We start from the raw sequence: 23,432 nt of genomic DNA, 5'->3' as shown, positions 1-23,432 counted from the left end.
GGCCCGCCCGCGCCTCCCGGCCGGCCCGTGCGGGCGCCGGCGGCCCGCGTCGGCCCGGACCCCCGCGCGGCACCCTCCTGGGCGGCCTGAGGGGCCTTCACAAGCGCGCCAGGCGCGCCTGGGACCGGCCGCTGACCGCGTACTACCTGGTGCTCGGCGGCTCCATGCTGATCCTCGTGCTCGGTCTGGTGATGGTCTACTCCGCCTCCCAGATCAAGGCCCTGCAGAACGGCCTGCCGCCCAGCTTCTTCTTTCGCAAACAGCTGCTGGCCGCCGCCATCGGCGCCGTCATGCTGCTCGCGGCCGCCCGGATGCCCGTGAAGCTGCTGCGGGCCTTCGCCTACCCCGCGCTCGCCGGCTCGCTCTTCCTGCTCTGCCTGGTCCAGGTGCCCGGCATCGGGCAGACCATCAACGGCAACACCAACTGGATCTCCCTGGGCGGCCCCTTCCAGCTCCAGCCCAGCGAGTTCGCCAAGCTCGCCCTCGTCCTGTGGGGAGCCGACCTGCTGGCCCGCAAGCAGGACAAGAAGCTCCTCACCCAGTGGAAGCACCTGCTGGTGCCGCTGGTGCCCGTCACCTTCGTGCTGCTCGGCCTGATCATGCTGGGCGGCGACATGGGCACCACCGTCGTCCTGACCGCCGTGCTGCTGGGGCTGCTGTGGGTGGCCGGAGCGCCGACCAGGCTGTTCGCCGGGGTGTTCGGCGTCACGGCCGTGCTCGCCGTCCTGTTCATCAAGACCAGCGCCAACCGCATGTCCCGCCTCGCCTGCATCGGCGCGACCGAGCCCGGCACCCACGACCAGTGCTGGCAGGCCGTGCACGGAATCTACGCCCTGGCCAACGGCGGCTGGTTCGGCGCCGGCCTCGGAGCGAGTGTGGAGAAATGGGGTGAACTCCCCGAACCGCACACCGACTTCATCTTCGCCATCACCGGTGAGGAACTCGGTCTCGCGGGGACGCTGTCGGTACTCGCCCTCTTCGCGGCTCTAGGCTATGCGGGTATCCGCGTGGCCGGACGCACGGAGGACCCCTTCGTGAGGTACGCCGCGGGAGGTGTGACCACCTGGATCACGGCCCAGGCCGTGGTCAACATCGGTGCGGTGCTCGGTCTGCTGCCGATCGCCGGTGTCCCGCTCCCGCTGTTCTCCTACGGAGGGTCCGCCCTGCTGCCGACCATGTTCGCCATCGGACTGCTGATCGCCTTCGCGCGCGACGAACCCGGTGCGCGAGCGGCACTGGCCATGCGGCAGCCTGGGGTGAGATGGAAGACGATGAGACGGCGCGTCAAGAAGCGACCGTCCGGAGAGCGGTGAATTTCGGTGCATGTCGTACTCGCCGGTGGGGGGACCGCCGGCCACATCGAGCCCGCGCTCGCCCTCGCGGACGCCCTGCGCAGGCAGGACCCGACCGTGGGGATCACGGCGCTCGGCACGGAGCGGGGTCTGGAGACCCGGCTCGTGCCCGAGCGGGGCTATGAACTCGGACTGATCCCCGCCGTACCCCTGCCTCGCAAGCCCACACCCGAGCTGATCACCGTCCCCGGACGGCTGCGCGGCACCATCAAGGCCGCCGAGCAGATCCTGGAGCGGACCAAGGCGGACTGCGTGGTCGGCTTCGGCGGCTATGTGGCGCTGCCCGGTTACCTGGCCGCCAAGCGGCTCGGCGTGCCGATCGTGGTGCACGAGGCCAATGCCCGGCCCGGCCTCGCCAACAAGATCGGCTCGCGCTACGCCTCGGCCGTCGCGGTGTCCACGCCGGACAGCAAGCTGCGCAACGCCCGCTACGTGGGCATCCCGCTGCGCCGCACCATCGCCACCCTCGACCGGGGTGCGATGCGTCACGAGGCGCGGGCGTACTTCGGGCTCGACCCCAACATCCCGACGCTGCTGGTCTCCGGCGGCTCGCAGGGCGCCCGCCGGCTGAACGAGGTCGTCCAGGCGGTCGCGCCGGCGCTGCAGCGCTCCGGCATCCAGATCCTGCACGCGGTCGGCCCGAAGAACGACCTGCCGCATGTGGACAACATGCCCGGAATGCCACCCTATGTCCCGGTACCGTACGTGGACCGGATGGATCTGGCGTACGCCGCGGCCGACATGATGCTCTGCCGCGCGGGCGCCATGACCGTCGCCGAGCTGTCCGCCGTCGGGCTGCCGGCCGCCTACGTCCCGCTGCCCATCGGCAACGGCGAACAGCGGCTCAACGCCCAGCCGGTGGTCAAGGCGGGCGGCGGCCTGCTGGTCGACGACGCCGAGCTGACACCCGAATGGGTGCAGAGCCAGGTGGTCCCGGTGCTCGCCGACCCGCACCGGCTGTACGAGATGTCCCGCGCCGCCTCCGAGTTCGGGCGCCGCGACGCCGACGAGCTGCTCGTCGGCATGGTGTACGAGGCGATTGCCGCACGCAGAGCGGGCTGAGCAGGAGCAGGAGGCTAGGGGAGCGTGGCCGGACCGACGACCGCCCAGCGCGGTGGCTCGAAGAGCAAGAACTCCAAGAGCGCGGCGCGGTCCGGCCCGTCCCGGCCCGGCGGGCGCGCACCGCGCGGCGGCGGGAGCCCCCGGCTCCGGCTGCCGCGCCGGCGGCTGCTGGCGTGGACGGCCTGCGCCGTCCTCCTCGGCGGTGCCGCCGGCTGGGCGCTCTACGGGTCCAGCTGGCTGCGCGCCACCCATGTGGATGTCAGTGGCGTCCGCGTGCTGACGGCCGACGAGGTGCGCGAGGCGGCCGCGGTCCCGCTCGGTGACCCCCTCGTCTCGGTGGACACCGACGCCATCGCCGGCCGGCTGCGGGAGCGGCTGCCGAGGATCGGCTCCGTGACCGTCGAGCGGTCCTGGCCGCGCGGAATCGACCTCAAAGTGGTCGAACGGCAGCCCAGGGCGATCGTCGAGAAGAGCGGGAAATACATCGAAATCGACGGTAGTGGCGTGCGGTTCGCCACAGTCGATCACGCCCCGCAAGGGGTTCCCCGGCTGCTGGTGGAGCCGGAGGACTCCTCCAGCCTGCGCCGATTCGGCCCGCCCCGACTGGAGCGCGAGGGGGTCCGGGTCGCCGAGGCACTGCCTCCGGCGCTGCGGCTGGACGCCCGTGCCATCCGCGTACGCTCGTACGACTCCATCACCCTGGAGCTGACGGGCGGTCGGACGGTGGTCTGGGGGAGTGGTGAACGGGGCGACGCGAAAGCCCGTACGCTCACCGCACTGCTGAAAGCGGCGCGAGGGGCGGATCACTTCGATGTGAGCGCTCCCAGCGCTCCGGCCGCGTCGGGGAGTTGACGCCCCGTACGGTCGGCCGGGACCCTGGCTGGCTAGGGCTATGGGTGATCACATAGGGTGAAAAGAAAAACGGGAGGTTCGGCGTGTTCGTTGAACGCGCGCGGCTTGTCGACTTAGTGTCCTGTTCGGAGAGAACCCACTGAACAGCGGCACCGGTAACCCTAAACTTCACGTTGAGGGTTCGGGTCGGCACGAGAACCGTCCCCCAGGCATACGTAACTCGAGGCGAGAGGCCTTCGACGTGGCAGCACCGCAGAACTACCTCGCAGTCATCAAGGTCGTCGGTATCGGCGGCGGTGGCGTGAACGCCATCAACCGGATGATCGAGGTCGGTCTCAAGGGCGTCGAGTTCATCGCGATCAACACCGATGCACAGGCCCTGCTGATGAGCGACGCCGACGTCAAGCTCGACGTCGGCCGGGAGCTCACCCGCGGCCTCGGCGCCGGCGCCAACCCCGATGTCGGCCGCAAGGCGGCCGAGGACCACCGCGAGGAGATCGAGGAGGTCCTCAAGGGGGCCGACATGGTCTTCGTCACCGCGGGCGAGGGCGGCGGCACCGGCACCGGTGGCGCCCCCGTCGTCGCCAACATCGCCCGCTCGCTCGGCGCCCTGACGATCGGTGTGGTCACCCGGCCGTTCACCTTCGAGGGCCGCCGCCGCGCGAACCAGGCGGAGGACGGCATCGCGGGTCTGCGGGAGAACGTCGACACCCTCATCGTGATCCCGAACGACCGCCTGCTGTCCATCTCCGACCGTCAGGTCAGCGTGCTCGACGCGTTCAAGTCCGCGGACCAGGTGCTGCTGTCGGGCGTTCAGGGCATCACCGATCTGATCACCACCCCCGGCCTGATCAACCTCGACTTCGCCGACGTCAAGTCCGTGATGTCCGAGGCCGGCTCGGCGCTCATGGGCATCGGCTCGGCGCGCGGCGACGACCGCGCCGTGGCCGCCGCGGAGATGGCGATCTCCTCGCCGCTCCTGGAGGCGTCCATCGACGGCGCCCGAGGTGTGCTGCTCTCCATCTCGGGCGGCTCCGACCTCGGCCTCTTCGAGATCAACGAGGCCGCGCAGCTGGTCAGCGAGGCCGCGCACCCCGAGGCCAACATCATCTTCGGTGCCGTCATCGACGACGCCCTGGGCGACGAGGTCCGTGTCACCGTCATCGCGGCGGGCTTCGACGGCGGCCAGCCGCCGCCCAAGGGCAGCCGCGACAAGGTGCTCGGCTCCTCCTACGGCTCCGGCCGCGAGGAGGGCGCGCCGGCCGTGGCCGCCCAGAGCCGTCCGACGGCGCCCGAGCCGTCCCGCTCTTCCTACGGCGGTCTCGGCAGCGTGACCCCGCGCACCGAGGAGCCCCTCTCGGAGCCGAGCGCCGCGAGCGAGATCCCGGCCCCGCCGGTCTCCTCCCCGCAGGTCCCGCCGGCCCGTCCGTACCAGGACTCGACCGCCGAGGAACTGGACGTTCCGGATTTCCTGAAGTAGCACCGCCTCAAGTAACACCTCCGAGCGAGTGAGCGGCCCCCAGTGATAGGGCAACAGCACGCAGTGACATCCGAAGCTGTGTCTTCCGAACAGCATGCGAGCGGCGCGCACTTCGCCTTCACCGACAGGTGGGGCGGGGTGAGCGCCGCTCCGTATGACGAGCTCAACCTCGGCGGCGCGGTGGGCGACGACCCCGCCGCGGTACGGACCAACCGCGAGCGGGCGGCGGCATCGCTGGGCCTCGACCCGGCCGCGGTCGTCTGGATGAACCAGGTGCACGGCCGCGAGGTGGCCGTGGTCGACGGCCCGTGGGACACGGCGGACATTCCGTCCGTGGACGGCGTGGTGACGGCCCGTCGCGGACTCGCCCTCGCGGTGCTGACCGCCGACTGCACGCCCGTTCTGCTCGCCGACCCGGTCGCCGGGGTGGCGGGCGCGGCCCACGCGGGCCGCCCGGGACTGCTCGCCGGAATCGTCCCCGCCACCGTCGCGGCGATGACCGCGCTCGGCGCGGACCCCGCCCGGATCGTCGCGCACACCGGGCCCTCCGTCTGCGGCCTGTGCTACGAGGTGCCCGAGGCGATGCGCGCCGAGGTCGCCGAGGCCGTGCCGGAATCCTGGGCCACCACCCGACGGGGCACCCCGGCCGTGGACGTCGCGGCGGGAGTACGGGCCCAGCTCGCCCGGCTCGGCGTGAAGGCCAGCGGACAATCTCACATTTGCACGCTGGAATCCGCGGACCATTTCTCGTATCGGCGCGAGCGCACCACCGGGCGGCTCGCGAGTTATGTCTGGTTGGACACTGAGCTGTGACGGACCGTAGAACGGAACTGGCGGACAATCTCACCCGAGTGGAGGAACGTATCTCCTCCGCATGCGCCGCGGTCGGCCGCGAGCGGCAGGAGGTGACCCTCGTCGTGGTCACCAAGACCTACCCCGCGAGCGATGTACGGCTCCTCGCCGAGCTGGGTGTCCGGCACGTCGCGGAGAACCGCGACCAGGACGCTGCCCCGAAAGCCGCCGAATGCGCGGATTTGCCACTGACCTGGCACTTCGTCGGACAATTGCAGACGAACAAGGTCCGTTCAGTGGTGAGTTATGCCGATGTGGTGCACTCGGTGGACCGCATTCGACTGGTCACCGTCCTGTCCGCCGCCGCGGTCCGGGCCGACCGCGAGCTCGACTGCCTGATCCAGGTGGCTCTTGACGCCGAGTCGGGTGAGCGTGGCGACCGCGGTGGGGTCGCGCCCGACGGGGTGGGCGCGCTCGCCGACGCGCTGGCCGGCGCCGAAGCGCTGCGTCCCGCGGGACTGATGACGGTGGCTCCGCTGGCGGGCCCGTTCGCCGGGCGGCCCAGGGCGGCGTTCGACCGGCTGATGGAAATCTCAACGGGCCTGCGCGCGGACCATCCTGCTGCGAACATGGTGTCAGCAGGGATGAGCGCGGACCTGGATGACGCCGTGGCCGCCGGGGCGACACATGTACGTGTCGGATCGGCGGTGCTCGGAGTCCGCCCCAGGCTCGGGTAACGTCGCCAAGAAGTCGGACCACAGCAGAAAATATGGTCATTACCGTCAAAAGGCGGCAGACCAAGTGGATCCAAGGCGCCGTTGACGGAGCCGATCCACCACAGAGCGGAGGACGCAGAGAATGGCCGGCGCGATGCGCAAGATGGCGGTCTACCTCGGCCTCGTGGAGGACGATGGGTACGACGGCCCGGGTTTCGACCCCGATGACGAGTTCGAGCCCGAGCCTGAGCCCGACCGACGCAGGCAGCAGCATCAGTCCCAACAGACGCAACCGGACGAACCGGTTCGAGTCGCCCAGCCGCCTGCACAACGCGAACCCGCTCCGCTCGTAGCGGAAACGGGACGACCCGCCCGAATCGCCCCCGTGGCGTCCATCACACCCGAACGCCACTCTCTGGAGAAGAACGCACCGGTGATCATGCCCAAGGTTGTGTCCGAGCGGGAGCCCTACCGCATCACGACGCTGCACCCTCGGACCTACAACGAGGCCCGTACCATCGGGGAACACTTCCGGGAGGGCACCCCGGTGATCATGAATCTGACGGAGATGGACGACACGGACGCGAAGCGTCTCGTCGACTTCGCCGCCGGTCTGGTCTTCGGTCTCCACGGCAGCATCGAGCGGGTGACGCAGAAGGTGTTCCTGCTGTCTCCTGCTAACGTCGATGTCACGGCGGAGGACAAGGCCCGCATCGCAGAGGGCGGGTTCTTCAATCAGAGCTGAGACGCAATACCGGGCAATGCTGGATGAATGACGGCCTAACAGGCCGGGTACGAGCAAGGGGAGAGGGAAGCGCGAGATGGACATCGCACTGCAGGTGATCTACATCGCGCTGTACTGCTTCCTGTTCGTTCTGATCTTCCGGCTGGTGATGGATTACGTCTTCCAGTTCGCTCGCTCATGGCAACCCGGCAAGGCGATGGTGGTCGTCCTGGAGGCGACCTACACTGTCACCGATCCGCCACTCAAGCTTCTGCGGCGGTTCATTCCGCCGCTGCGTCTCGGGGGCGTGGCGCTCGACCTGTCCTTCTTCGTACTGATGATCATCGTCTACATCCTGATCACCGTCGTGAGCCGGCTGTGAACGCGGCTGTGAACGATACGGTCTTGCCGATTGCCGACGACTACGTTGAGGTGAAGAAGAGATGCCGTTGACCCCCGAGGACGTGCGGAACAAGCAGTTCACGACCGTCCGTCTCCGAGAAGGCTATGACGAGGACGAAGTCGATGCCTTTCTGGACGAGGTCGAGGCCGAACTGACCCGTCTGCTCCGGGAGAACGAGGACCTGCGCGCCAAGCTGGCCGCCGCCACGCGTGCCGCCGCGCAGAACCAGCAGCAGCAGGGAATGCGCAAGCCGGAGCAGCAGGATCAGCGACCCGGCGCTCCGGTACCCGCCGCCATATCCGGACCGCAGCCGGTGCCGCAGCAGCAGCAGATGGGCGGCCCGCCGCAGCTTCCGGGCGGTGCCCCGCAGCTGCCGGCCGGCCCCGGCGGTCACGGCCACGGCCCGCAGGGCCCGCACGGTCCCGGCCCCATGGGGCAGAACGGACCGATGGGCGGCCCGATGGGCGGTCCCATGGGACAGAACGGTCCGATGGGTCAGAACGGTATGGGTCAGGGCCAGATGGGGCAGAACGGTCCCATGGGTCAGAACGGCATGGGCCAGAACGGTCCGATGGGCGGCCCCGGCCCCCAGCTGCCGCAGCCGGGTCAGGGTCCGGGTGGCGACAGCGCCGCTCGTGTCCTCTCCCTCGCGCAGCAGACCGCCGACCAGGCGATCGCGGAGGCCCGTTCCGAGGCCAACAAGATCGTCGGCGAGGCCCGCAGCCGCGCCGAGGGTCTGGAGCGGGACGCCCGTGCCAAGGCCGACGCCCTGGAGCGGGACGCGCAGGAGAAGCACCGTGTCGCGATGGGCTCGCTGGAGTCCGCCCGCGCCACGCTGGAGCGCAAGGTCGAGGACCTGCGCGGCTTCGAGCGCGAGTACCGCACCCGTCTGAAGTCCTACCTGGAGAGCCAGCTGCGCCAGCTGGAGAACCAGGCGGACGACTCGCTGGCCCCGCCGCGCAACCCCAACACCCCGTCGCTGCCCGCGGCCCCCTCGATGAGCGGGTCCATGGCCTCGGCAGGTGCGGGCATGGGCGGCCACAGCATGGGCGGCAACCCGTCCATGGGCGGTCACGGCGGCGCCACCGGTGGCCCGTCGTACGGTGGCCAGCAGCAGATGTCCCCCGCGATGACCCAGCCGATGGCACCGGTCCGGCCGCAGGGCCAGCAGCCGATGCAGCAGGCGCCGTCCCCCATGCGGGGCTTCCTGATCGACGAGGACGACAACTGATCGCTCGGCGCGAGCCGTAGGCAATCATCGGGCCGGGCCCGGGACTTTGTCCCGGGCCCGGCCCGTTTCGTGTCCAAAGCGTTTTGTCACGGCAATAAAGCGGCATCGGCGATGCGGCGCCACGAAAACCGGCCGCCCGGAGGCATGAAGCCTCCGGGCGGCCGGTGCGTGGGTCCCGCGCGGGTCGTTACGCCTTGCGGAGGCGGAACGTCAGACCGAGGCCCTCGTCCTCGAACGGCTCGCCGTAGGAACCGTCGGCGTCACCGGACGCGAAGTCCGCCGCCAGTACCTCGTCGGCGATCAGGCCGGCGTGCTCGCCGAGCGCCGTCACCGTCTCCTCGTCGGCCGAGCTCCAGCGCAGCGCGATGCGGTCGGCGACGTCCAGGCCGCTGTTCTTGCGGGCCTCCTGGATCAGCCGGATCGCGTCACGGGCGAGGCCCGCACGGCGCAGCTCCGGGGTGATCTCCAGGTCGAGGGCGACCGTCGCGCCCGAGTCGGAGGCCACCGACCAGCCCTCGCGGGGCGTCTCGGTGATGATGACCTCGTCGGGCGAGAGCGCCACCGGCTCACCGTCCACGACGACGGACGCGGTGCCCTCGCGCAGGGCCAGCGACAGCGCGGCGGCGTCCGCCTCGGCGACGGCCTTGGCCACCGCCTGGACGCCCTTGCCGAACCGCTTGCCCAAGGCGCGGAAGTTGGCCTTCGCGGTCGTGTCGACCAGCGAACCCCCCACCTCGGACAAGGAGGCCAGCGAGGAGACGTTCAGCTCCTCGGTGATCTGAGCGCGCAGCTCGGGGCCGAGGTCCTCGAAGCCGGCCGCCGCGACCAGCGCGCGCGACAGCGGCTGGCGGGTCTTGACGCCGGACTCCGCGCGGGTGGCGCGGCCCAGCTCGACCAGGCGCCGTACGAGCAGCATCTGCCGGGACAGCTCCGGGTCGACCAGGGCGCTGTCCGCCGTCGGCCAGGTGGCCAGGTGCACCGACTCGGGGGCCTCCGGGTCGACCGGGACGACGAGGTCCTGCCACACCCGCTCGGTGATGAACGGCACCAGAGGGGCCATCAGGCGGGTGACCGTCTCGATGACCTCGTGCAGGGTGCGCAGCGCGGCCGCGTCGCCCTGCCAGAACCGGCGGCGCGAGCGGCGCACGTACCAGTTGGACAGGTCGTCGACGAAGGACGACAGCAGCTTGCCGGCGCGCTGGGTGTCGTATGCCTCCAGGGCCTGGGTGACCTGGTCGGTCAGGGTGTTCAGCTCGCCCAGCAGCCAGCGGTCGATCAGCGGGCGGTCGGCCGCGGCCGGGTCGGACGCGGAGGGCGCCCAGCCGGACGTACGGGCGTAGAGGGCCTGGAAGGCGACCGTGTTCCAGTAGGTGAGGAGCGTCTTGCGGACGACCTCCTGGATCGTGCCGTGGCCCACGCGGCGCGCGGCCCACGGGGAGCCGCCGGCGGCCATGAACCAGCGGACGGCGTCGGCGCCGTGCTGGTCCATCAGGGGGATGGGCTGGAGGATGTTGCCCAGGTGCTTGGACATCTTGCGGCCGTCCTCGGCGAGGATGTGGCCCAGGCAGACGACGTTCTCGTAACTCGACTTGTCGAAGACGAGCGTGCCGACGGCCATGAGGGTGTAGAACCAGCCGCGGGTCTGGTCGATGGCCTCCGAGATGAACTGCGCCGGGTAGCGCTTCTCGAAGAGCTCCTTGTTCTTGTACGGGTAGCCCCACTGCGCGAAGGGCATCGAGCCCGAGTCGTACCAGGCGTCGATGACCTCCGGCACGCGGACGGCGGTGTGGGAGCAGCCATCGGTGGTGCAGGTGAAGGTGACGTCGTCGATGTACGGGCGGTGCGGGTCCAGCGCGCTCTGGTCGGTGCCGGTCAGCTCGGAGAGCTCGGCCAGCGAGCCGACGCAGGTGAGGTGGTTCTCCTCGCAGCGCCAGATGGGCAGCGGGGTGCCCCAGTAGCGGTTGCGGGAGAGCGCCCAGTCGATGTTGTTGTTCAGCCAGTCGCCGAAGCGGCCGTGCTTGACCGACTCCGGGAACCAGTTGGTCTTCTCGTTCTCCTCCAGCAGCCGGTCCTTGACCGCGGTGGTGCGGATGTACCAGGACGGCTGCGCGTAGTACAGCAGCGCGGTGTGGCAGCGCCAGCAGTGCGGGTAGCTGTGCTCGTAGGCGATGTGCCGGAAGAGCAGGCCGCGCTCGGAGAGGTCCGCGACGAGCTTCTCGTCGGCCTTCTTGAAGAACTCGCCGCCGACGAGGCCGACGCCCTCCTCGAAGGTGCCGTCCGGGCGGACCGGGTTCACGACCGGCAGGCCGTAGGCGCGGCAGGTCCTGAGGTCGTCCTCACCGAAGGCCGGGGCCTGGTGGACGAGGCCGGTGCCGTCCTCGGTCGTCACGTACTCGGCGTTGACGACGAAGTTGGCGCCCTCCAGCTCGACCAGGTCGAACGGGCGGCGGTAGGCCCAGCGCTCCATCTCGCGACCGGTGAACGACCGGCCGGTCGCGGTCCAGCCCTCGCCGAGGGCCTTCTCCAGCAGCGGCTCGGCGACGACCAGCTTCTCGTTGCCGTCGGTGGCCACGACGTACGTGACGTCGGGGTGCGCGGCGGCGGCCGTGTTGGAGACCAGGGTCCACGGGGTGGTCGTCCACACCAGCAGCGACGCCTCGCCGGCCAGGGGGCCGGAGGTCAGAGGGAAGCGGACGAAGACGGACGGGTCGACGACCGTCTCGTAGCCCTGCGCCAGCTCGTGGTCCGACAGGCCGGTGCCGCAGCGGGGGCACCAGGGGGCGACGCGGTGGTCCTGGACGAGGAGGCCCTTGTTGAAGATCTCCTTCAGCGACCACCAGACGGACTGGACGTATTCCGGGTCCATCGTCCGGTACGCGTCGTCCAGGTCCACCCAATAGCCCATCCGGGTGGTGAGCTCGGCGAACGCGTCGGTGTGGCGGGTCACGGACTCACGGCACTTCGCGTTGAAGGCCGCGATGCCGTACTCCTCGATGTCCTGCTTGCCGGAGAAGCCGAGCTCCTTCTCGACGGCGAGCTCGACCGGCAGGCCGTGGCAGTCCCAGCCGGCCTTGCGGCCGACGTGGAAGCCCTGCATGGTGCGGAAGCGCGGGAAGACGTCCTTGAAGACGCGGGCCTCGATGTGGTGGGCGCCGGGCATGCCGTTGGCGGTGGGCGGGCCCTCGTAGAAGACCCACTCGGGGCGGCCCTCGGACGCCTCGAGGCTACGGGCGAAGACCTTGCTCTCGCGCCAGAAATCGAGCACGGCGTGCTCCAGGGCGGGCAGGTCCACCTGTGCGGGTACCTGGTGGTACTGCGGCTGGGGACTCATCTGAGGCTTCCTCCGGCGGAACGTCATGGCGCTGTCCGTCGGAGGGACGAGAACGCGCGCTCGCGGTCCCGCGGTACCACCCTCCTTGGCCGCGGGCGCACCGCGCCTTCGGCCCCCTCATTGGGTCGCGACGCCGGTTCTACTGACTCCCGGAGTGACCTCCGGGGCGTTCTTCCGGCAGCTCGGGGCTGATCTTCACACCGCGCACGCCCCCGGGCTTCCACCGTCCCCGGGTCGCTCCTGGCTGCGTGCGGAGCTACTCGTCCCTTCCACGCCTTTCGCTCCGCTCAGTGTACGGGGCCCGGCCGGGGGCGGCCTACCGGTTTCGGCGGGGCTGTACGGGTAGGGGGCGGCCCTGATTACAGGGCCGGGGGCGGGGCACAACCGATGAGACCGGCGTGCCCCGTTGCTGCGTGCCCGGTGGAGATCTATCGTTCCGGCACGATTCGCGCGCAAGATCATAAAATGTGAAGGGGCCGCGGTCATGGTGGCGAGAAAGTCCGCGGGGGCGGCGGAGCCGGCCGCGCCGGCCAAGAAGACCACGGTGCGCAGGAAGGCGGCTCCGGCGAAGGCCGACGCGGGCAGGAAGCCGGCAGCCGAGAAGGCCGTGCCGGCCAAGAAGGCGAAGAAGGCGACGACCGCGAAGTCCGCCGCGCGGGCCGAGCCCGCTTCCCCCAAGGCCACGACCCCCGCGAAGAAGACCAGGACCGCCCTCGGGCACGAGCCACCACCCACTGGAAAGGCCACGACGACGAAGAAGACAGCCCTGGCGGAACCTGCGCCGGAGAAACGGGTCTCCGCCGGCAAGAAGGCGGCGGCGATGAAGGGGACAGCAACGGCGGGCGGGACCGCCGCTGCCAAGAAGGTGGCTCGGCCGAAGGCCGTGCCCGGAGAGGAGACGCCGCTTGGCGAAGGGGCGCCTCTCGCCGAGGCGGCGTCCGGGAAGCGGGCCGTTTCCGGAAAGAAGGCGGTCCCAGCGAAAAAGGCCGCCGCCGGCAAGAAGGCGGCCCCGGCGAAAAAGGCTGCGGCGACAACCCGGGCCAAGGCCGCTTCCGGCGAGGGGCCGGTCCCCGCCGAAGCCGCGCCCGGCGGAAAGGCGGTCGCCGCCCCGCCGGGCGGCTCCCCTGAGGAGCCCGCCGTCCCGGCGAAGGCGAAGAAGGCCGCTCCGGCCAAAAGGGCCAAGGCCGAGCCCGCCGCCCCGGCGACCCCCGCCGAGCCCGCCGCGCGAGCGGCAACCGCATCCATGTCAGACCGAACCGCCGCGCCAGCGGCAAGCGCACCGGCCGCGAAGGCCGCGAAGAAGACGGGAGCCAGGACGGTGGCTGCGAAGAAGACCATGGACGGCAAGGTGCCCGCGGCACGGGCGGCCGTGCCCGGGGAGCTCGCGGTGCGGCCGGGGGAGGAGCCCTGGTCGCCGGCGGAGGTGGCCGAGGCCCGTACCGGGCTGCAGAGCGAGGTCCTGCGGCTGCGGGCCGAGATCGGCGCCGCCGAGGAGGCGATCAGCGGGCTGATGCGCGACTCGGGCGACGGCGCCGGCGACGACCAGGCGGACACCGGCACCAAGAACATCACCCGGGAGCACGAACTGGCCCTGGCCGCCCACGCCCGCGAGACGCTGCTCCAGACGGAGCGCGCCCTGGACCGGCTCGAAGCCGGTACGTACGGGCTCTGCGAGAACTGCGGCAAGCCCATCGGCAAGGCCCGTATGCAGGCGTTCCCGCGCGCCACCTTGTGCGTGGAGTGCAAGCAGCGGCAGGAACGCCGCTGACCCGCTCGCGCGCGTGTGCCGTACCCTCGTCCTCAGCCAGGCAGGACGACGTCGAAGGACTCACGTGACAGAGGCGGAACAGACCACCGGCACGCCCGAGGGCGCCGACGGGGCCGAGGGTGCGACGGTGGACGCCCCGGGCACGGCCAAGGGGGGCCGGCGCATCGCCGTGCTCCTCGCGGTCGCCGCCTTCGCCTACCTCCTCGACCTGACGAGCAAGCTGCTCGTGGTGGCGAAGCTGGAGCACCACGACCCGGTCGAGCTGGTCGGCACCTGGCTCCAGCTGGAGGTGATCCGCAACCGCGGCGCCGCCTTCGGCATCGGCGAGGCCATGACGATCGTCTTCACGGTCATCGCCTCGGCGGTGATCGTGGTGATCGCCCGGATCGCCCGCAAGCTCTACAGCCTGCCGTGGGCGATCGCGCTCGGCCTGCTGCTCGGCGGCGCGTTCGGCAACCTCACCGACCGGCTCTTCCGCTCGCCCGGCGGCTTCGAGGGCGGTGTGGTGGACTTCATCGCCCCCGCGCACTTCGCCGTCTTCAACCTCGCGGACTCCGCGATCGTCTGCGGCGGCTTCCTGATCGTGATCCTCTCCTTCCGCGGCCTGGACCCGGACGGCACGGTTCACAAGGACTGACGTACGGGCGGGCCGGCGCCGTCCGTCATACTCGACGGGTGAGCACCGTTCCCGAGATCCGCGCCCTGCCCGTACCCGACGGCCTCGAAGGCGAGCGCGTCGACGCCGCCATCGCCCGTATGTTCGGCTTTTCCCGCACCAAGGCGGCCGAGCTGGCGGCCTCGGGCAAGGTCCAGCTCGACGGTGCCGAGGCCGGGAAGTCCGACCGGGTCTCCGGTGGTGCCTGGCTGGAGGTCGAGATGCCGGCCGCGCCCGCGCCCGTGCAGATCGTCGCCGAGCCCGTCGAGGGCATGGAGATCGTCCACGACGACGACGACATCGTCGTGATCGTCAAGCCGGTCGGCGTTGCCGCCCACCCCAGCCCCGGCTGGACCGGCCCCACCGTGATCGGCGGCCTGGCCGCCGCCGGCTACCGCATCTCCACCTCCGGTGCCTCCGAGCGCCAGGGCATCGTGCACCGCCTGGACGTCGGCACCTCCGGCCTGATGGTCGTCGCCAAGTCCGAGCGCGCCTACACCCTGCTCAAGCAGCAGTTCCGCGAGCGCACGGTCGACAAGCGCTACCACACCCTCGTCCAGGGCCACCCGGACCCGATGAGCGGCACGATCGACGCGCCCATCGGCCGCCACCCCAACCACGACTACAAGTGGGCCGTCACCGCCGAGGGCAAGCCGTCGGTCACCCACTACGACCTCATCGAGGCGTTCCGCGCCGCCAGCCTCCTCGACGTCAAGCTGGAGACCGGCCGCACGCACCAGATCCGCGTGCACATGGCGGCTCACCGCCACCCCTGCGTCGGCGACCTCACCTACGGCGCCGACCCCACCCTCGCCAAGCGGCTCAAGCTCACCCGCCAGTGGCTGCACGCCGTGCGCCTCGGCTTCGAGCACCCCGAGGACGGCCGCTGGGTGGAGTTCGCCAGCGAGTACCCCGAGGACCTCGCGCGAGCCCTGGACATCGTGCGGGCCGAGAGCGCGTAACCGCACGGCCCGGGGCGGGCCCGAGGCGCCCGCACCGAGCCGACCTGCGGCGTTCATGGCAGGCTGAGGGGGAACGACTGTTCCCCACCCGCCCCGGAGGGCCTCCGTGGACCAGCTGGCGCTGCTGTTCGTGCTGCTGCTCGGAGCGCTGGTCACGGTGCCGCTGGGAGACCGGCTGGGGGTGCCGTCCCCGGTTCTGATGACGCTCGGCGGGATCGTCCTCGCGCTGCTGCCGTTCGTGCCCAACGTGGACATCCCGCCGGAGTTCATCCTCCCGCTGGTGCTGCCGCCCCTGCTCTACGCCTCCGCCCAGCGCACCTCGTGGCGGCAGTTCGCGGCCAACCGGCGGCCGATCTTCCTGCTGGCGGTCGCGCTCGTCTTCGTCACCACCGCGGCCGTCGCCGCCGTCGCCAACGCGATCGTGCCCGGGATCTCCCTCGCCGCCGCCGTCGCGCTGGGCGCGCTCGTGGCCCCGCCCGACCCGGTCGCCGCCACCGCCGTCGCGGGCTCCCTGGGGCTGCCGCGCCGCCTGGTCTCCATCCTGGAGGGCGAGGGGCTCTTCAACGACGTCACCGCCATCGTGCTCTACCACGTGGCCATCGCGGCCGCCGTCAGCGGCACCTTCTCGCTGCCGCGGGCGATCGGCGCACTGGTGCTGTCCGCCGTGGTGGCCGTCGCGGTCGGCCTCGCGCTCGGCTGGGCCGCCAAGCGACTGTTGGACGTCCTCGGGGACGCCACGCTCCAGATCGGTCTCACCCTGCTGGTGCCGTTCGTCTCCTACGTCCTCGCCGAGGAGCTCAAGGGCTCCGGCGTGCTCGCGGTGCTGACCACCGCCCTCTTCCTCGCCGAGTACGCGACCGACCCCGACGACGTCCTGGGACGGCTGGCCGGGCACACCTTCTGGGAGGTCGTCGACACCCTCGTCACCGGCGCGGCCTTCGGACTGGTCGGCCTGGAGCTCCACAACGCCATCAACACCGCCTCCGGCCGCTGGGGCGAGATGCTGGGCATCGGCGGTGTCGTCGTCGCGGTGGTGGTGGGCGTCCGGCTGCTGTGGCTGCTGCCCGCCGCGTGGCTGGCCAGGAAGCTGCACAAGCGCCGGGACGTCGACGAGGAGATCCTGCTGAGCTGGCGCGAGACGGTGGTGACGTGGTGGTCGGGGATGCGGGGCGTGGCCACCGTGGCACTCGCCCTGGCCATCCCCCTGTCCATGGACGACACATCCCCCTTCCCCGCCCGCGACGAGATCCTCTTCATCGCGTTCGCCGTCATCATCGCCACCCTCGTCGTCCAGGGCCTGACCCTGCCCTGGCTGGTCAAGGCGCTGGGGGTGCACGCCGACAAGGACGCGAGGAGGGATCTGGAGCGGCAGCTGGCCGCCCGGGCGGCGAAGGCGGCCAAGCACCGCCTGTGGGAGATCGTGGAGGAAGAGGATCTTCCCGAGGACATGATGGAGCTGCTCGGCCGGCGCGCCTACGACATGGGCGCCCGGATCAGCCCCGACATGGTCGACGAGGAGCGCCGCGAGGCACACGCACAGCGCGTGGAGCGGTTGCGGACGCTCCAGCGGGTGCAGGGCGAACTGCTCTCGGCGGCACGGCACGAGGTGCTGGCGGCACGCAGCGAGCCGGGGGCGGACCCGGAGGTGGTGGACCGGGTGCTGCGCCATCTGGACGAACCCACCCTGCGCGGGTTCTGAGCGGGCCCCGGACGCCGCCCCTCACGTCGTGCCCGGTCCGGGCCCTATGTCCTCGCCCGTCGGCGGGGTCTGCCGCCGGTCGGGGGCGCTCTCCAGGCCGGGCGCCGGAGCGGTGTTCAGCCGCGGCAGCGCGTACGGGTGCTCCCGCCGCAGCCACTCGATCAGCTGCTCGCGCACCACGCAGCGCAGCGCCCAGATGTCGTCGGCGTCCTTCGCCGTCACCAGTGCCCGCACCTGGATGGTGGACGGCGTGGTGTCGGTGACCACCAGGCTCCACGCCCGCTGGTCCCACTCCAGGGTGGCCTTGAGCACGTCGTGCAGGTGCTCGCGCATCAGGTCGATGGGCGTCGAGTGGTCGAGGTGGAAGAAGACCGTGCCGGTCATCCGCGGGTTGTTGCGCGACCAGTTCTCGAACGGCCGGCTGGTGAAGTACGACACCGGCATGGTGATCCGCCGCTCGTCCCAGGTGGTCACCACCAGATAGGTGAGCGTGATCTCCTCCACCCGGCCCCACTCGCCGTCCACGACGACGGTGTCCCCGATGCGCACGACGTCCCCGAAGGCGATCTGGAGCCCCGCGAAGAGATTGCCGAGCGTCGACTGGGCCGCCACACCGGCGACGATGCCGATCAGACCGGCCGACGCCAGCATCGACGTGCCGACCGTCTTCATGTCCGGGAAGGTCAGCAGCATCGCCGCCACCGCCACCACGCCCACGATCGCGGTGACCAGCCGCTGGATCAGCGTCACCTGGGTCCGCACCCGGCGCACCCGGGCCGGGTCGTGGGCGCTGGCGGCGTAGCGCGCGTAACCGGCCTCCACTATGGCCACCGCGACCCGTACGACCAGCCAGGCGCACGCCCCGATCAGCACCAGGCTCAGCGCGTGGCCGACCGCCTCCTGATGGCTCCCGGTGAGATCGGCCGCGCGATAGCCGCCCCGCAGCAGCGCCGCGCACAGCACCACCTGGAGCGGCCACCGGCAGCGTCGCAACAGGCCCCACAACGGGGTCTCGGGGTGCCGGACGTCGATCCGGCGCATCGCCTGGTCGGCGACCCACCCCACGATCACGGTGACGACCAGCGCGCCACCGATGACGGACAGCGGACGCAGTACGCCCTCCATGGACACCTCAGCTCCTTCCGGGCCGGCCACGTGCTCGCCGGTGGGGCGCTTCACCCCGACCGTAGCTGGCACGATGGGGGACACGCGATTCACCCTGTAAGGAAGTGACCCCAGTGGCGTCCTCTACCACGATTGTCCTGTTTCATTCGGCGTACGGTCTGCGGCCCGCCGTGCACGCCGCCGCCGAGCGCCTGCGCGCCGCCGGTCACGAGGTGCACGTACCGGACCTCTACGACGGCCGGACGGCGGACACCGTCGAGGAGGGCATGGCGATCAAGGAGGAGATCGGCGCCGAGGAGCTGCTGAAGCGCGCCATCACCGCCGCCGCGCCGCTGTCCGACCGGGGCCTGGTCTACGCCGGCTTCTCGCTGGGCGGTTCCGTCGCGCAGAACCTGGCGCTGGGCGACGAGAAGGCCCGCGGCCTGCTGCTCCTGCACGGCACCTCCGACCTGGCCGAGGACGCGGCCGTGGACGAGCTGCCCGTACAGCTGCACGTCGCCGACCCCGACCCCTTCGAGCCGCACGACTGGCTCAACGCGTGGTATCTGCGGATGGGCCGGGCCGGCGCGGACGTGGAGGTCCACCGCTACCCCGGGGCCGGCCACCTGTACACCGACCCCGAGCTGGCGGACTACGACGAGGAGGCGGCGGAGGCCACGTGGCGAGTGGCCCTCGGCTTCCTGGAGGAACTGGCCGCGAGGTAGGCGGGGACGGGCTGAAAGCGGCTGAGCTCAGCCGCGATTCAGCCCGTCCGGCGTTTGAGGACGCGCCCGCAGGGCGCTCGCCGCCGCAGGCGGCAACCGCCTAGCGGACCGGCGCTTTGACCCGCTCGACCCGCTGCGTGCCGGAGAGCGTGCGGTACGAGCGGGTCCACGACGCCGTCGCCTTGGGGTTCCGCTTGTCGGACAGCACGTAGTAGTCCATCTGGGCCCGCTCGGCGGTGACGTCGAGGACGCCGTAGCCGTGCGAGTCCATGTCCACCCACTGCACGTGCCGGTTGGCGGCCTTGATCGCGGTGACGGCGGCGAGCGAGACGGTGTGCGGCAGGACGTGCAGGGTCTCGTCGAGGTTGTCGGCGGTCACCGAGGTGACGACGAACTCGGTGGCGGCCGACTCCGACAGCGGGTACGTCGCCGCCTGCACCGGCACGTCGTTGGCCCACGCCATGTGGATGTCGCCGGTGAGGAAGACGGTGTTGCGGATGCCGCGGCCGGTGAGGTGGGCGAGCAGTTCACCGCGGTCGTGGGTGTAGCCGTCCCACTGGTCGGTGTTGACGGCTATGCCGCCCGCGGGCAGGCCGAGCAATGTGGCGAGCGGCTCCAGCAGATGGGCGGGCAGCGCGCCGAAGGCGACCGGCGACATCATCACGGAGTTGCCGACGAGCCGCCAGGTGGTGTCGGAGGACGCGAGCCCCGCCTTGAGCCAGTCGAGCTGCGCGCGGCCGGTGAGGGTGCGGCCCGGGTCGTCCACCGTGCCGCTGCCGGGCTTGGCCTGCTGGGAGCGGAACGAGCGCAGGTCCAGCAGGTGCAGGTCGGCGAGTGTGCCGAAGCGCAGCTGTCTGTAGGTGGTGCCCTCGATCGAGGGTCTGACGGGCATCCACTCGAAGTACGCCTGCTTCGCGGCCGCCACCCGTGCCGACCAGTCGCCCTCGGCGCCCGGGGTGTGGTTCCCGGCCCCGCCCGACCAGGTGTTGTCGGCGAACTCGTGGTCGTCCCAGATGGCGATCGTCGGGTGGGTGCCGTGCAGCGACTGGAGGTCGGGGTCGGTCTTGTAATGGCCGTGCCGGGTGCGGTAGTCGGCCAGGGTGACGATCTCGTGGGCCGGCCGGTGCGGGCGCACGACGTACTTCGCGGCCGGGTACTGGCCCGAGGCGTACTCGTAGAGGTAGTCGCCGAGATGGATGACCGCGTCCAGGTCCCGGCGGCCCGCGAGGTGGCGGTACGCGGAGAAGTAGCCCGACTCCCAGTTGGCGCAGGAGACCACGCCGAAGCGGACGCCCGGGACGGCCGCGTCCCGGGCCGGGGCGGTACGGGTGCGGCCGGCGGGGGAGCGCACGCCGTCCGCTGTGAAGCGGAACCAGTAGGCGGTGGCCGGACGCAGGCCGCGCACATCGGCCTTGACGGTGTGGTCGCCCGCGGCCGAGGCGGTCACGCGCCCGCGCGCGACGACCCTGCCGAACACTTCGTCCTCGGCCACCTCCCAGGCCACCTCGACGGCCGGCCCGCGCCCGGAGCCGGGAACGGCCTCCGGGACAGGGGTGACACGGGTCCACAGCAGGACGCCGTCGGGCAGCGGGTCACCGGAGGCGACACCGTGCAGGAAGGCGGGGGCGCTGTCCGCGGCCTGGGCCGGGGGAGCGGCGAACGGCAGGAGCGCGGCGGTGGCGGCGGCGGCCGTCACGGCGGTGCGCCGTGATATCGGGGAGTGATGAGTCACGGACCATCACCTTACTGTCCGGTAAGCCCATGGGTGGACGAACCGTCAGAGTTCGCCCGCCCATGGCCGGTTCGTTACTTGATCTTCGTTACTTCTTCGGCCCGAATTCCTTGTCGATGGCCGCGATGAACTCCTCCTTGGCCATCGGAGGGTTCTTCCCGCCCGCGTTCTTCAGCTGCTTGCCGTTGTGCACCAGGGTCGGGGTGCCGTTGACGCCGTCCTTGCCGAACAGCTTGCCCATCTCCAGGGCCCACTTGTCGTAGGTGCCCCCGGTGACGTTCTTCTCGAAGTCCTTGTTGCCCTTCAGGGCCGGGACCTGCTGGGCGACCTCGATGAGTCGCTTGTCGTCGGCGTAGGCGTCGTCCGTCTCCTCGGGGTGGTTCTTCGCCGAGTAGAGGGCTTCCTTGTAGTCGACGAACGCCTGCGGGCTGACGTTCAGGGCGGCGCCGAGCGCGCTGACGGCGTTCTTCGAACCGGCCCCGGAGCCCTTCATCGGCAAGTCGTCGATGAAGTTCACCATGACGAAACGGACCTTGTAGCGGCCGTCCTTGACGTCCTGGCGGAGCTGGTCACCGGAGCGCTGCTCGAAGGCGGCGCACGACGGGCACCGCGGGTCCTCGAAGACCGTGAGGGTCTCCTTCGCCTTCGGGTCGCCGATGAGGATCTCGTTGCCGTTCTCGCCCGTGGAGTTGGCGGGCTTGACGAGGTCCTTCTTCGCGGCGGCGGCCCAGTCGGCGTTCTTGCCGGAGCTGTCGCCGTCCTTCATCTGGCTGACCGCGAAGCCGATGCCGCCGGCGAGGGCGAGGACGACGACGATCGAGCCGGCGACGACGAGCTGGCGGCGCGTCTTGTCCCGCTTCGCCTGCCGCTCGCGCTCGGCGCGCAGCCGCTCGCGGGCGGCCTGCTTGTTCTGCTGGTTGTTCCGGTTGCTCATGGTGTTCTCCGTGTGGGATGAGGGGCGGTGACCGCTGTGCTCAGGCGAAGGCCGGGCGAGCGGGCGGGCCGCGGCGCACCACGGAGTGGACGAGCAGGGGAAGGCTGCGGGGGAGCGGGGTACGGCGTACGGGCCGTACGGGCGCCCGGCGCGGGCGGGCGGCGGTCAGCGTGGCGGCGGCCAGCAGCAGCGGGCGGAAGGCGAAGCCGGCGAGGGCGCGCAGCAGGCGGGTCAGGGCGACCTCGCCGCGGCGCAGCCAGGCGGCGGCCAGCAGGCCCACGCCGACGTGGCAGGCGAGCAGCAGCCAGGGGAGGGCCGAGCTCGTCGCCCCGGCCGGCCCGGCGTCGCCCCGGGCCGCCATCCGGGCCAGCGGGGTACCGAAGTCGCCGCCGCGGCAGACGAGGTCGACGCCGATCGAGTGCAGCGGGCCCGCTATCGGGCCGCCGGCCCGCCCGTAACAGGCGTGCTGGCCGGTGGTGAAGACGGTGTCCGCCGCCAGTTCCAGGGGGACGAGCAGGGCGGCTATCCGCCCGTAGCCGCGCTCACGGCCGGCCAGTGCGTAGGCGACGGTGAAGAACGCCCCCGACAGCACGGCGACCGTGGACAGCGGCAGCGGCGCCCGGGAGAGCAGGACGTGGGAGGCGGCGGAGAGGGTGACGCAAAGGGCGGTGAAGAACGCCGCGCGCAGCGCCCTCAGTCGAACTCCCGTCCCCTCCATGAGCACGAAGTGTGCCACGACCTCTCCGGGGTGTCGTGTCAAGATTCGGCATCGGTGACGGGGACGGGAGGCCGGGGGCGAGGGTCAGCCCTTGAGCCGTTCGTCGACGGCCTTGGTGAACTGCTCCGGGGTGATCGGGGCGTTCTTGCCGTCCGCGGTCAGCTTCTTGCCGTCGAGCTTGAGGGTCGGGGTGCCGGTGACGTCCTTGGCCTTGTCGAAGTCGCCCGAGACCTCCAGCGCCCACTTGTCGAAGGTGCCGTCCGTGACGTTCTTCCGGAAGGCCGCGTTGCCCTTGAGGGCCGGGACGCTGTCCGCGATCTTCAGCAGGGTGTCGTCGTTCGCGTAGGCGTCCTTCGTCTCCTGCGGGTGGTTCTCCTTGGTGTACAGGGCCTTGTTGTAGGCGCTGAACGCCTCCGGGCCGACGTCCAGGGCCGCGCCCAGCGCGCTCAGGGCGTTCTTCGAGCCGACGCCCCCGAGGTTGCCGTCGATGAACGTGCCGACGTGGTACGAGATCTTGTACGTGCCGTCCTTGACGCCCTTGTCGAGCGTGCCGCCCACGTTCTGCTCGAAGACCGAGCAGATCGGGCAGCGCATGTCCTGGTACAGGTCCAGGGTGTGCTTCGCCTTCGGGTCGCCGATGACGACCTCGGTGCCCTTGTCGCCGGCGGTGTTGGCGGGCTTGACGAGGTCCTTCTTCGCGGCGGCGGACCAGGCGGAGTCCGAGCCCTTGCCGTCCAGCTGTGTCACGGCCACGGCGATGCCCGCCGCGACGGCCAGGACCGCGACGACCGAACCGCCGACGACCAGCTGGCGGCGCGCCCGCTCCTTCTTCTCCTGCTGTTCCCGCTCGGCGCGCAGCCGCTCGCGGGCCGACTGCTTGTTCTCCCAGGTGTTGCGCTTGCTCATGGTGCTTCTCCGTGTGGTGGTGCCGTGGTCCTGCTCGGGCCCGGGGGTCTCAGACCGAGACCGGGCCGGGCGGCGGACCGCGGCGGACCACGGAGTGGAGAAGGGACCGGCCGGCGGGCACGCGCGCGTGCCGCACCGGTCGTACGGGCACCCGGGCGGGACCGGCGGCCGCGCCGACGGAGGCGAGGGCCAGGAGCAGCGGCCGGAAGGCGACCGCCGCGACCGCGCCCAGCAGCCGGCCGAGTGCCGCCTCGCCGCGGCGCAGCCAGGCGGCGGCCAGCAGGCC

At 71.2% G+C, this 23,432-nt stretch carries 20 protein-coding genes and 1 pseudogene; 14 read left to right on the top strand and 7 right to left on the bottom strand.

Annotated features, from left to right (window positions below; translation table 11 throughout):
* From ftsW to J7E86_RS18895, 9 genes are all read left to right on the top strand, one after another.
* On the top strand, positions 1 to 1,313 hold a 1,313-nt coding region (gene ftsW, locus J7E86_RS18935), incomplete at its 5' end, for a putative lipid II flippase FtsW (RefSeq protein ID WP_374223825.1).
* 6 nt (positions 1,314 to 1,319) lie between these two features.
* A complete protein-coding gene (gene murG, locus J7E86_RS18930) occupies positions 1,320 to 2,414 on the top strand; it encodes an undecaprenyldiphospho-muramoylpentapeptide beta-N-acetylglucosaminyltransferase (RefSeq protein WP_215082884.1) in 1,095 nt (364 codons plus the stop codon).
* A 24-nt stretch (positions 2,415 to 2,438) separates the two neighbouring features.
* Complete coding sequence (locus tag J7E86_RS18925; protein ID WP_215082883.1) at positions 2,439 to 3,266, top strand: FtsQ-type POTRA domain-containing protein; 828 nt, start codon at positions 2,439 to 2,441, stop codon at positions 3,264 to 3,266.
* A 241-nt stretch (positions 3,267 to 3,507) separates the two neighbouring features.
* Positions 3,508 to 4,746, top strand: a complete 1,239-nt coding sequence (gene ftsZ, locus J7E86_RS18920; protein WP_215082882.1) for a cell division protein FtsZ — start codon at positions 3,508 to 3,510, stop codon at positions 4,744 to 4,746.
* Between the two features lie 78 nt (positions 4,747 to 4,824).
* Positions 4,825 to 5,559 (top strand): peptidoglycan editing factor PgeF, encoded by a 735-nt coding sequence (pgeF, locus tag J7E86_RS18915; protein ID WP_308312635.1) that lies wholly within the window; start codon positions 4,825 to 4,827, stop codon positions 5,557 to 5,559.
* Positions 5,556 to 6,275: a YggS family pyridoxal phosphate-dependent enzyme gene (locus J7E86_RS18910; protein WP_215082880.1), complete on the top strand. Its 720-nt coding sequence runs from the start codon at positions 5,556 to 5,558 to the stop codon at positions 6,273 to 6,275. Before pgeF ends, J7E86_RS18910 begins: the two co-directional genes overlap by 4 nt.
* A 121-nt stretch (positions 6,276 to 6,396) precedes the next feature.
* A complete protein-coding gene (locus tag J7E86_RS18905; protein ID WP_087928499.1) occupies positions 6,397 to 6,999 on the top strand; it encodes a cell division protein SepF in 603 nt (200 codons plus the stop codon).
* 76 nt (positions 7,000 to 7,075) lie between these two features.
* Positions 7,076 to 7,360, top strand: coding sequence for a YggT family protein (locus J7E86_RS18900; RefSeq protein ID WP_087928500.1), 285 nt, complete (start codon positions 7,076 to 7,078; stop codon positions 7,358 to 7,360).
* 61 nt (positions 7,361 to 7,421) lie between these two features.
* The gene (locus tag J7E86_RS18895; RefSeq protein WP_215082879.1) at positions 7,422 to 8,612 is read left to right on the top strand and encodes a DivIVA domain-containing protein; all 1,191 of its coding nucleotides are present in this window, start codon (positions 7,422 to 7,424) and stop codon (positions 8,610 to 8,612) included.
* A gap of 187 nt (positions 8,613 to 8,799) precedes the next feature.
* On the opposite strand, the gene ileS is transcribed toward J7E86_RS18895, so the two are convergent.
* Positions 8,800 to 11,943, bottom strand: a complete 3,144-nt coding sequence (ileS, locus tag J7E86_RS18890; RefSeq protein WP_215082878.1) for an isoleucine--tRNA ligase — start codon at positions 11,941 to 11,943, stop codon at positions 8,800 to 8,802.
* Between the two features lie 484 nt (positions 11,944 to 12,427).
* Between ileS and J7E86_RS18885 the strand changes: the two genes are divergently transcribed.
* From J7E86_RS18885 to J7E86_RS18870, 4 genes are all read left to right on the top strand, one after another.
* Entirely contained in the window at positions 12,428 to 13,711 is a 1,284-nt protein-coding gene (locus J7E86_RS18885; RefSeq protein WP_215082877.1) for a TraR/DksA family transcriptional regulator, read from the top strand.
* A gap of 64 nt (positions 13,712 to 13,775) precedes the next feature.
* Positions 13,776 to 14,348: a signal peptidase II gene (lspA, locus tag J7E86_RS18880; RefSeq protein ID WP_215082876.1), complete on the top strand. Its 573-nt coding sequence runs from the start codon at positions 13,776 to 13,778 to the stop codon at positions 14,346 to 14,348.
* A 38-nt stretch (positions 14,349 to 14,386) separates the two neighbouring features.
* Positions 14,387 to 15,328, top strand: coding sequence for an RluA family pseudouridine synthase (locus J7E86_RS18875; protein ID WP_215082875.1), 942 nt, complete (start codon positions 14,387 to 14,389; stop codon positions 15,326 to 15,328).
* Between the two features lie 106 nt (positions 15,329 to 15,434).
* Positions 15,435 to 17,027: a Na+/H+ antiporter gene (locus J7E86_RS18870; protein WP_215082874.1), complete on the top strand. Its 1,593-nt coding sequence runs from the start codon at positions 15,435 to 15,437 to the stop codon at positions 17,025 to 17,027.
* A 21-nt stretch (positions 17,028 to 17,048) separates the two neighbouring features.
* Here J7E86_RS18870 and J7E86_RS18865 read toward each other — a convergent pair whose 3' ends face one another.
* Positions 17,049 to 18,152 (bottom strand): mechanosensitive ion channel family protein, encoded by a 1,104-nt coding sequence (locus J7E86_RS18865; protein ID WP_215082886.1) that lies wholly within the window; start codon positions 18,150 to 18,152, stop codon positions 17,049 to 17,051.
* 113 nt (positions 18,153 to 18,265) lie between these two features.
* Between J7E86_RS18865 and J7E86_RS18860 the strand changes: the two genes are divergently transcribed.
* On the top strand, positions 18,266 to 18,856 hold the full coding sequence (locus J7E86_RS18860; protein ID WP_215082873.1) for a dienelactone hydrolase family protein: 591 nt from the start codon (positions 18,266 to 18,268) through the stop codon (positions 18,854 to 18,856).
* A gap of 100 nt (positions 18,857 to 18,956) precedes the next feature.
* On the opposite strand, the gene J7E86_RS18855 is transcribed toward J7E86_RS18860, so the two are convergent.
* The 5 genes and pseudogenes from J7E86_RS18855 to J7E86_RS18835 form a co-directional block, all read right to left on the bottom strand.
* Positions 18,957 to 20,588, bottom strand: coding sequence for an alkaline phosphatase (locus J7E86_RS18855; RefSeq protein WP_215082872.1), 1,632 nt, complete (start codon positions 20,586 to 20,588; stop codon positions 18,957 to 18,959).
* 88 nt (positions 20,589 to 20,676) lie between these two features.
* Positions 20,677 to 21,522, bottom strand: coding sequence for a thioredoxin domain-containing protein (locus tag J7E86_RS18850; protein ID WP_215082871.1), 846 nt, complete (start codon positions 21,520 to 21,522; stop codon positions 20,677 to 20,679).
* A gap of 40 nt (positions 21,523 to 21,562) precedes the next feature.
* Positions 21,563 to 22,240 (bottom strand): hypothetical protein, encoded by a 678-nt coding sequence (locus J7E86_RS18845; RefSeq protein WP_215082885.1) that lies wholly within the window; start codon positions 22,238 to 22,240, stop codon positions 21,563 to 21,565.
* An 84-nt stretch (positions 22,241 to 22,324) separates the two neighbouring features.
* Entirely contained in the window at positions 22,325 to 23,146 is an 822-nt protein-coding gene (locus J7E86_RS18840; protein WP_215082870.1) for a thioredoxin domain-containing protein, read from the bottom strand.
* Between the two features lie 49 nt (positions 23,147 to 23,195).
* A pseudogene (locus tag J7E86_RS18835) lies at positions 23,196 to 23,432 on the bottom strand (hypothetical protein); the annotation flags it as partial.

This window comes from Streptomyces sp. ISL-11, from assembly GCF_018614525.1.
Lineage (GTDB): Bacteria > Actinomycetota > Actinomycetes > Streptomycetales > Streptomycetaceae > Streptomyces.
Note: the sequence above shows the minus strand (reverse complement) of the source record. Positions and strands in the feature narration are given on the sequence as shown.

Excerpts from the sequence above, each read along its gene's own strand:
- J7E86_RS18905 (WP_087928499.1), top strand. The coding sequence starts at position 6,397 with ATGGCCGGCGCGATGCGCAAGATGGCGGTCTACCTCGGCCTCGTGGAG.
- J7E86_RS18900 (WP_087928500.1), top strand. The coding sequence starts at position 7,076 with ATGGACATCGCACTGCAGGTGATCTACATCGCGCTGTACTGCTTCCTG.
- J7E86_RS18895 (WP_215082879.1), top strand. The coding sequence starts at position 7,422 with ATGCCGTTGACCCCCGAGGACGTGCGGAACAAGCAGTTCACGACCGTC.
- ileS (WP_215082878.1), bottom strand. The coding sequence starts at position 11,943 with ATGAGTCCCCAGCCGCAGTACCACCAGGTACCCGCACAGGTGGACCTG.
- J7E86_RS18885 (WP_215082877.1), top strand. The coding sequence starts at position 12,428 with ATGGTGGCGAGAAAGTCCGCGGGGGCGGCGGAGCCGGCCGCGCCGGCC.
- J7E86_RS18865 (WP_215082886.1), bottom strand. The coding sequence starts at position 18,152 with ATGGAGGGCGTACTGCGTCCGCTGTCCGTCATCGGTGGCGCGCTGGTC.
- J7E86_RS18850 (WP_215082871.1), bottom strand. The coding sequence starts at position 21,522 with ATGAGCAACCGGAACAACCAGCAGAACAAGCAGGCCGCCCGCGAGCGG.
- J7E86_RS18845 (WP_215082885.1), bottom strand. The coding sequence starts at position 22,240 with ATGGAGGGGACGGGAGTTCGACTGAGGGCGCTGCGCGCGGCGTTCTTC.
- J7E86_RS18840 (WP_215082870.1), bottom strand. The coding sequence starts at position 23,146 with ATGAGCAAGCGCAACACCTGGGAGAACAAGCAGTCGGCCCGCGAGCGG.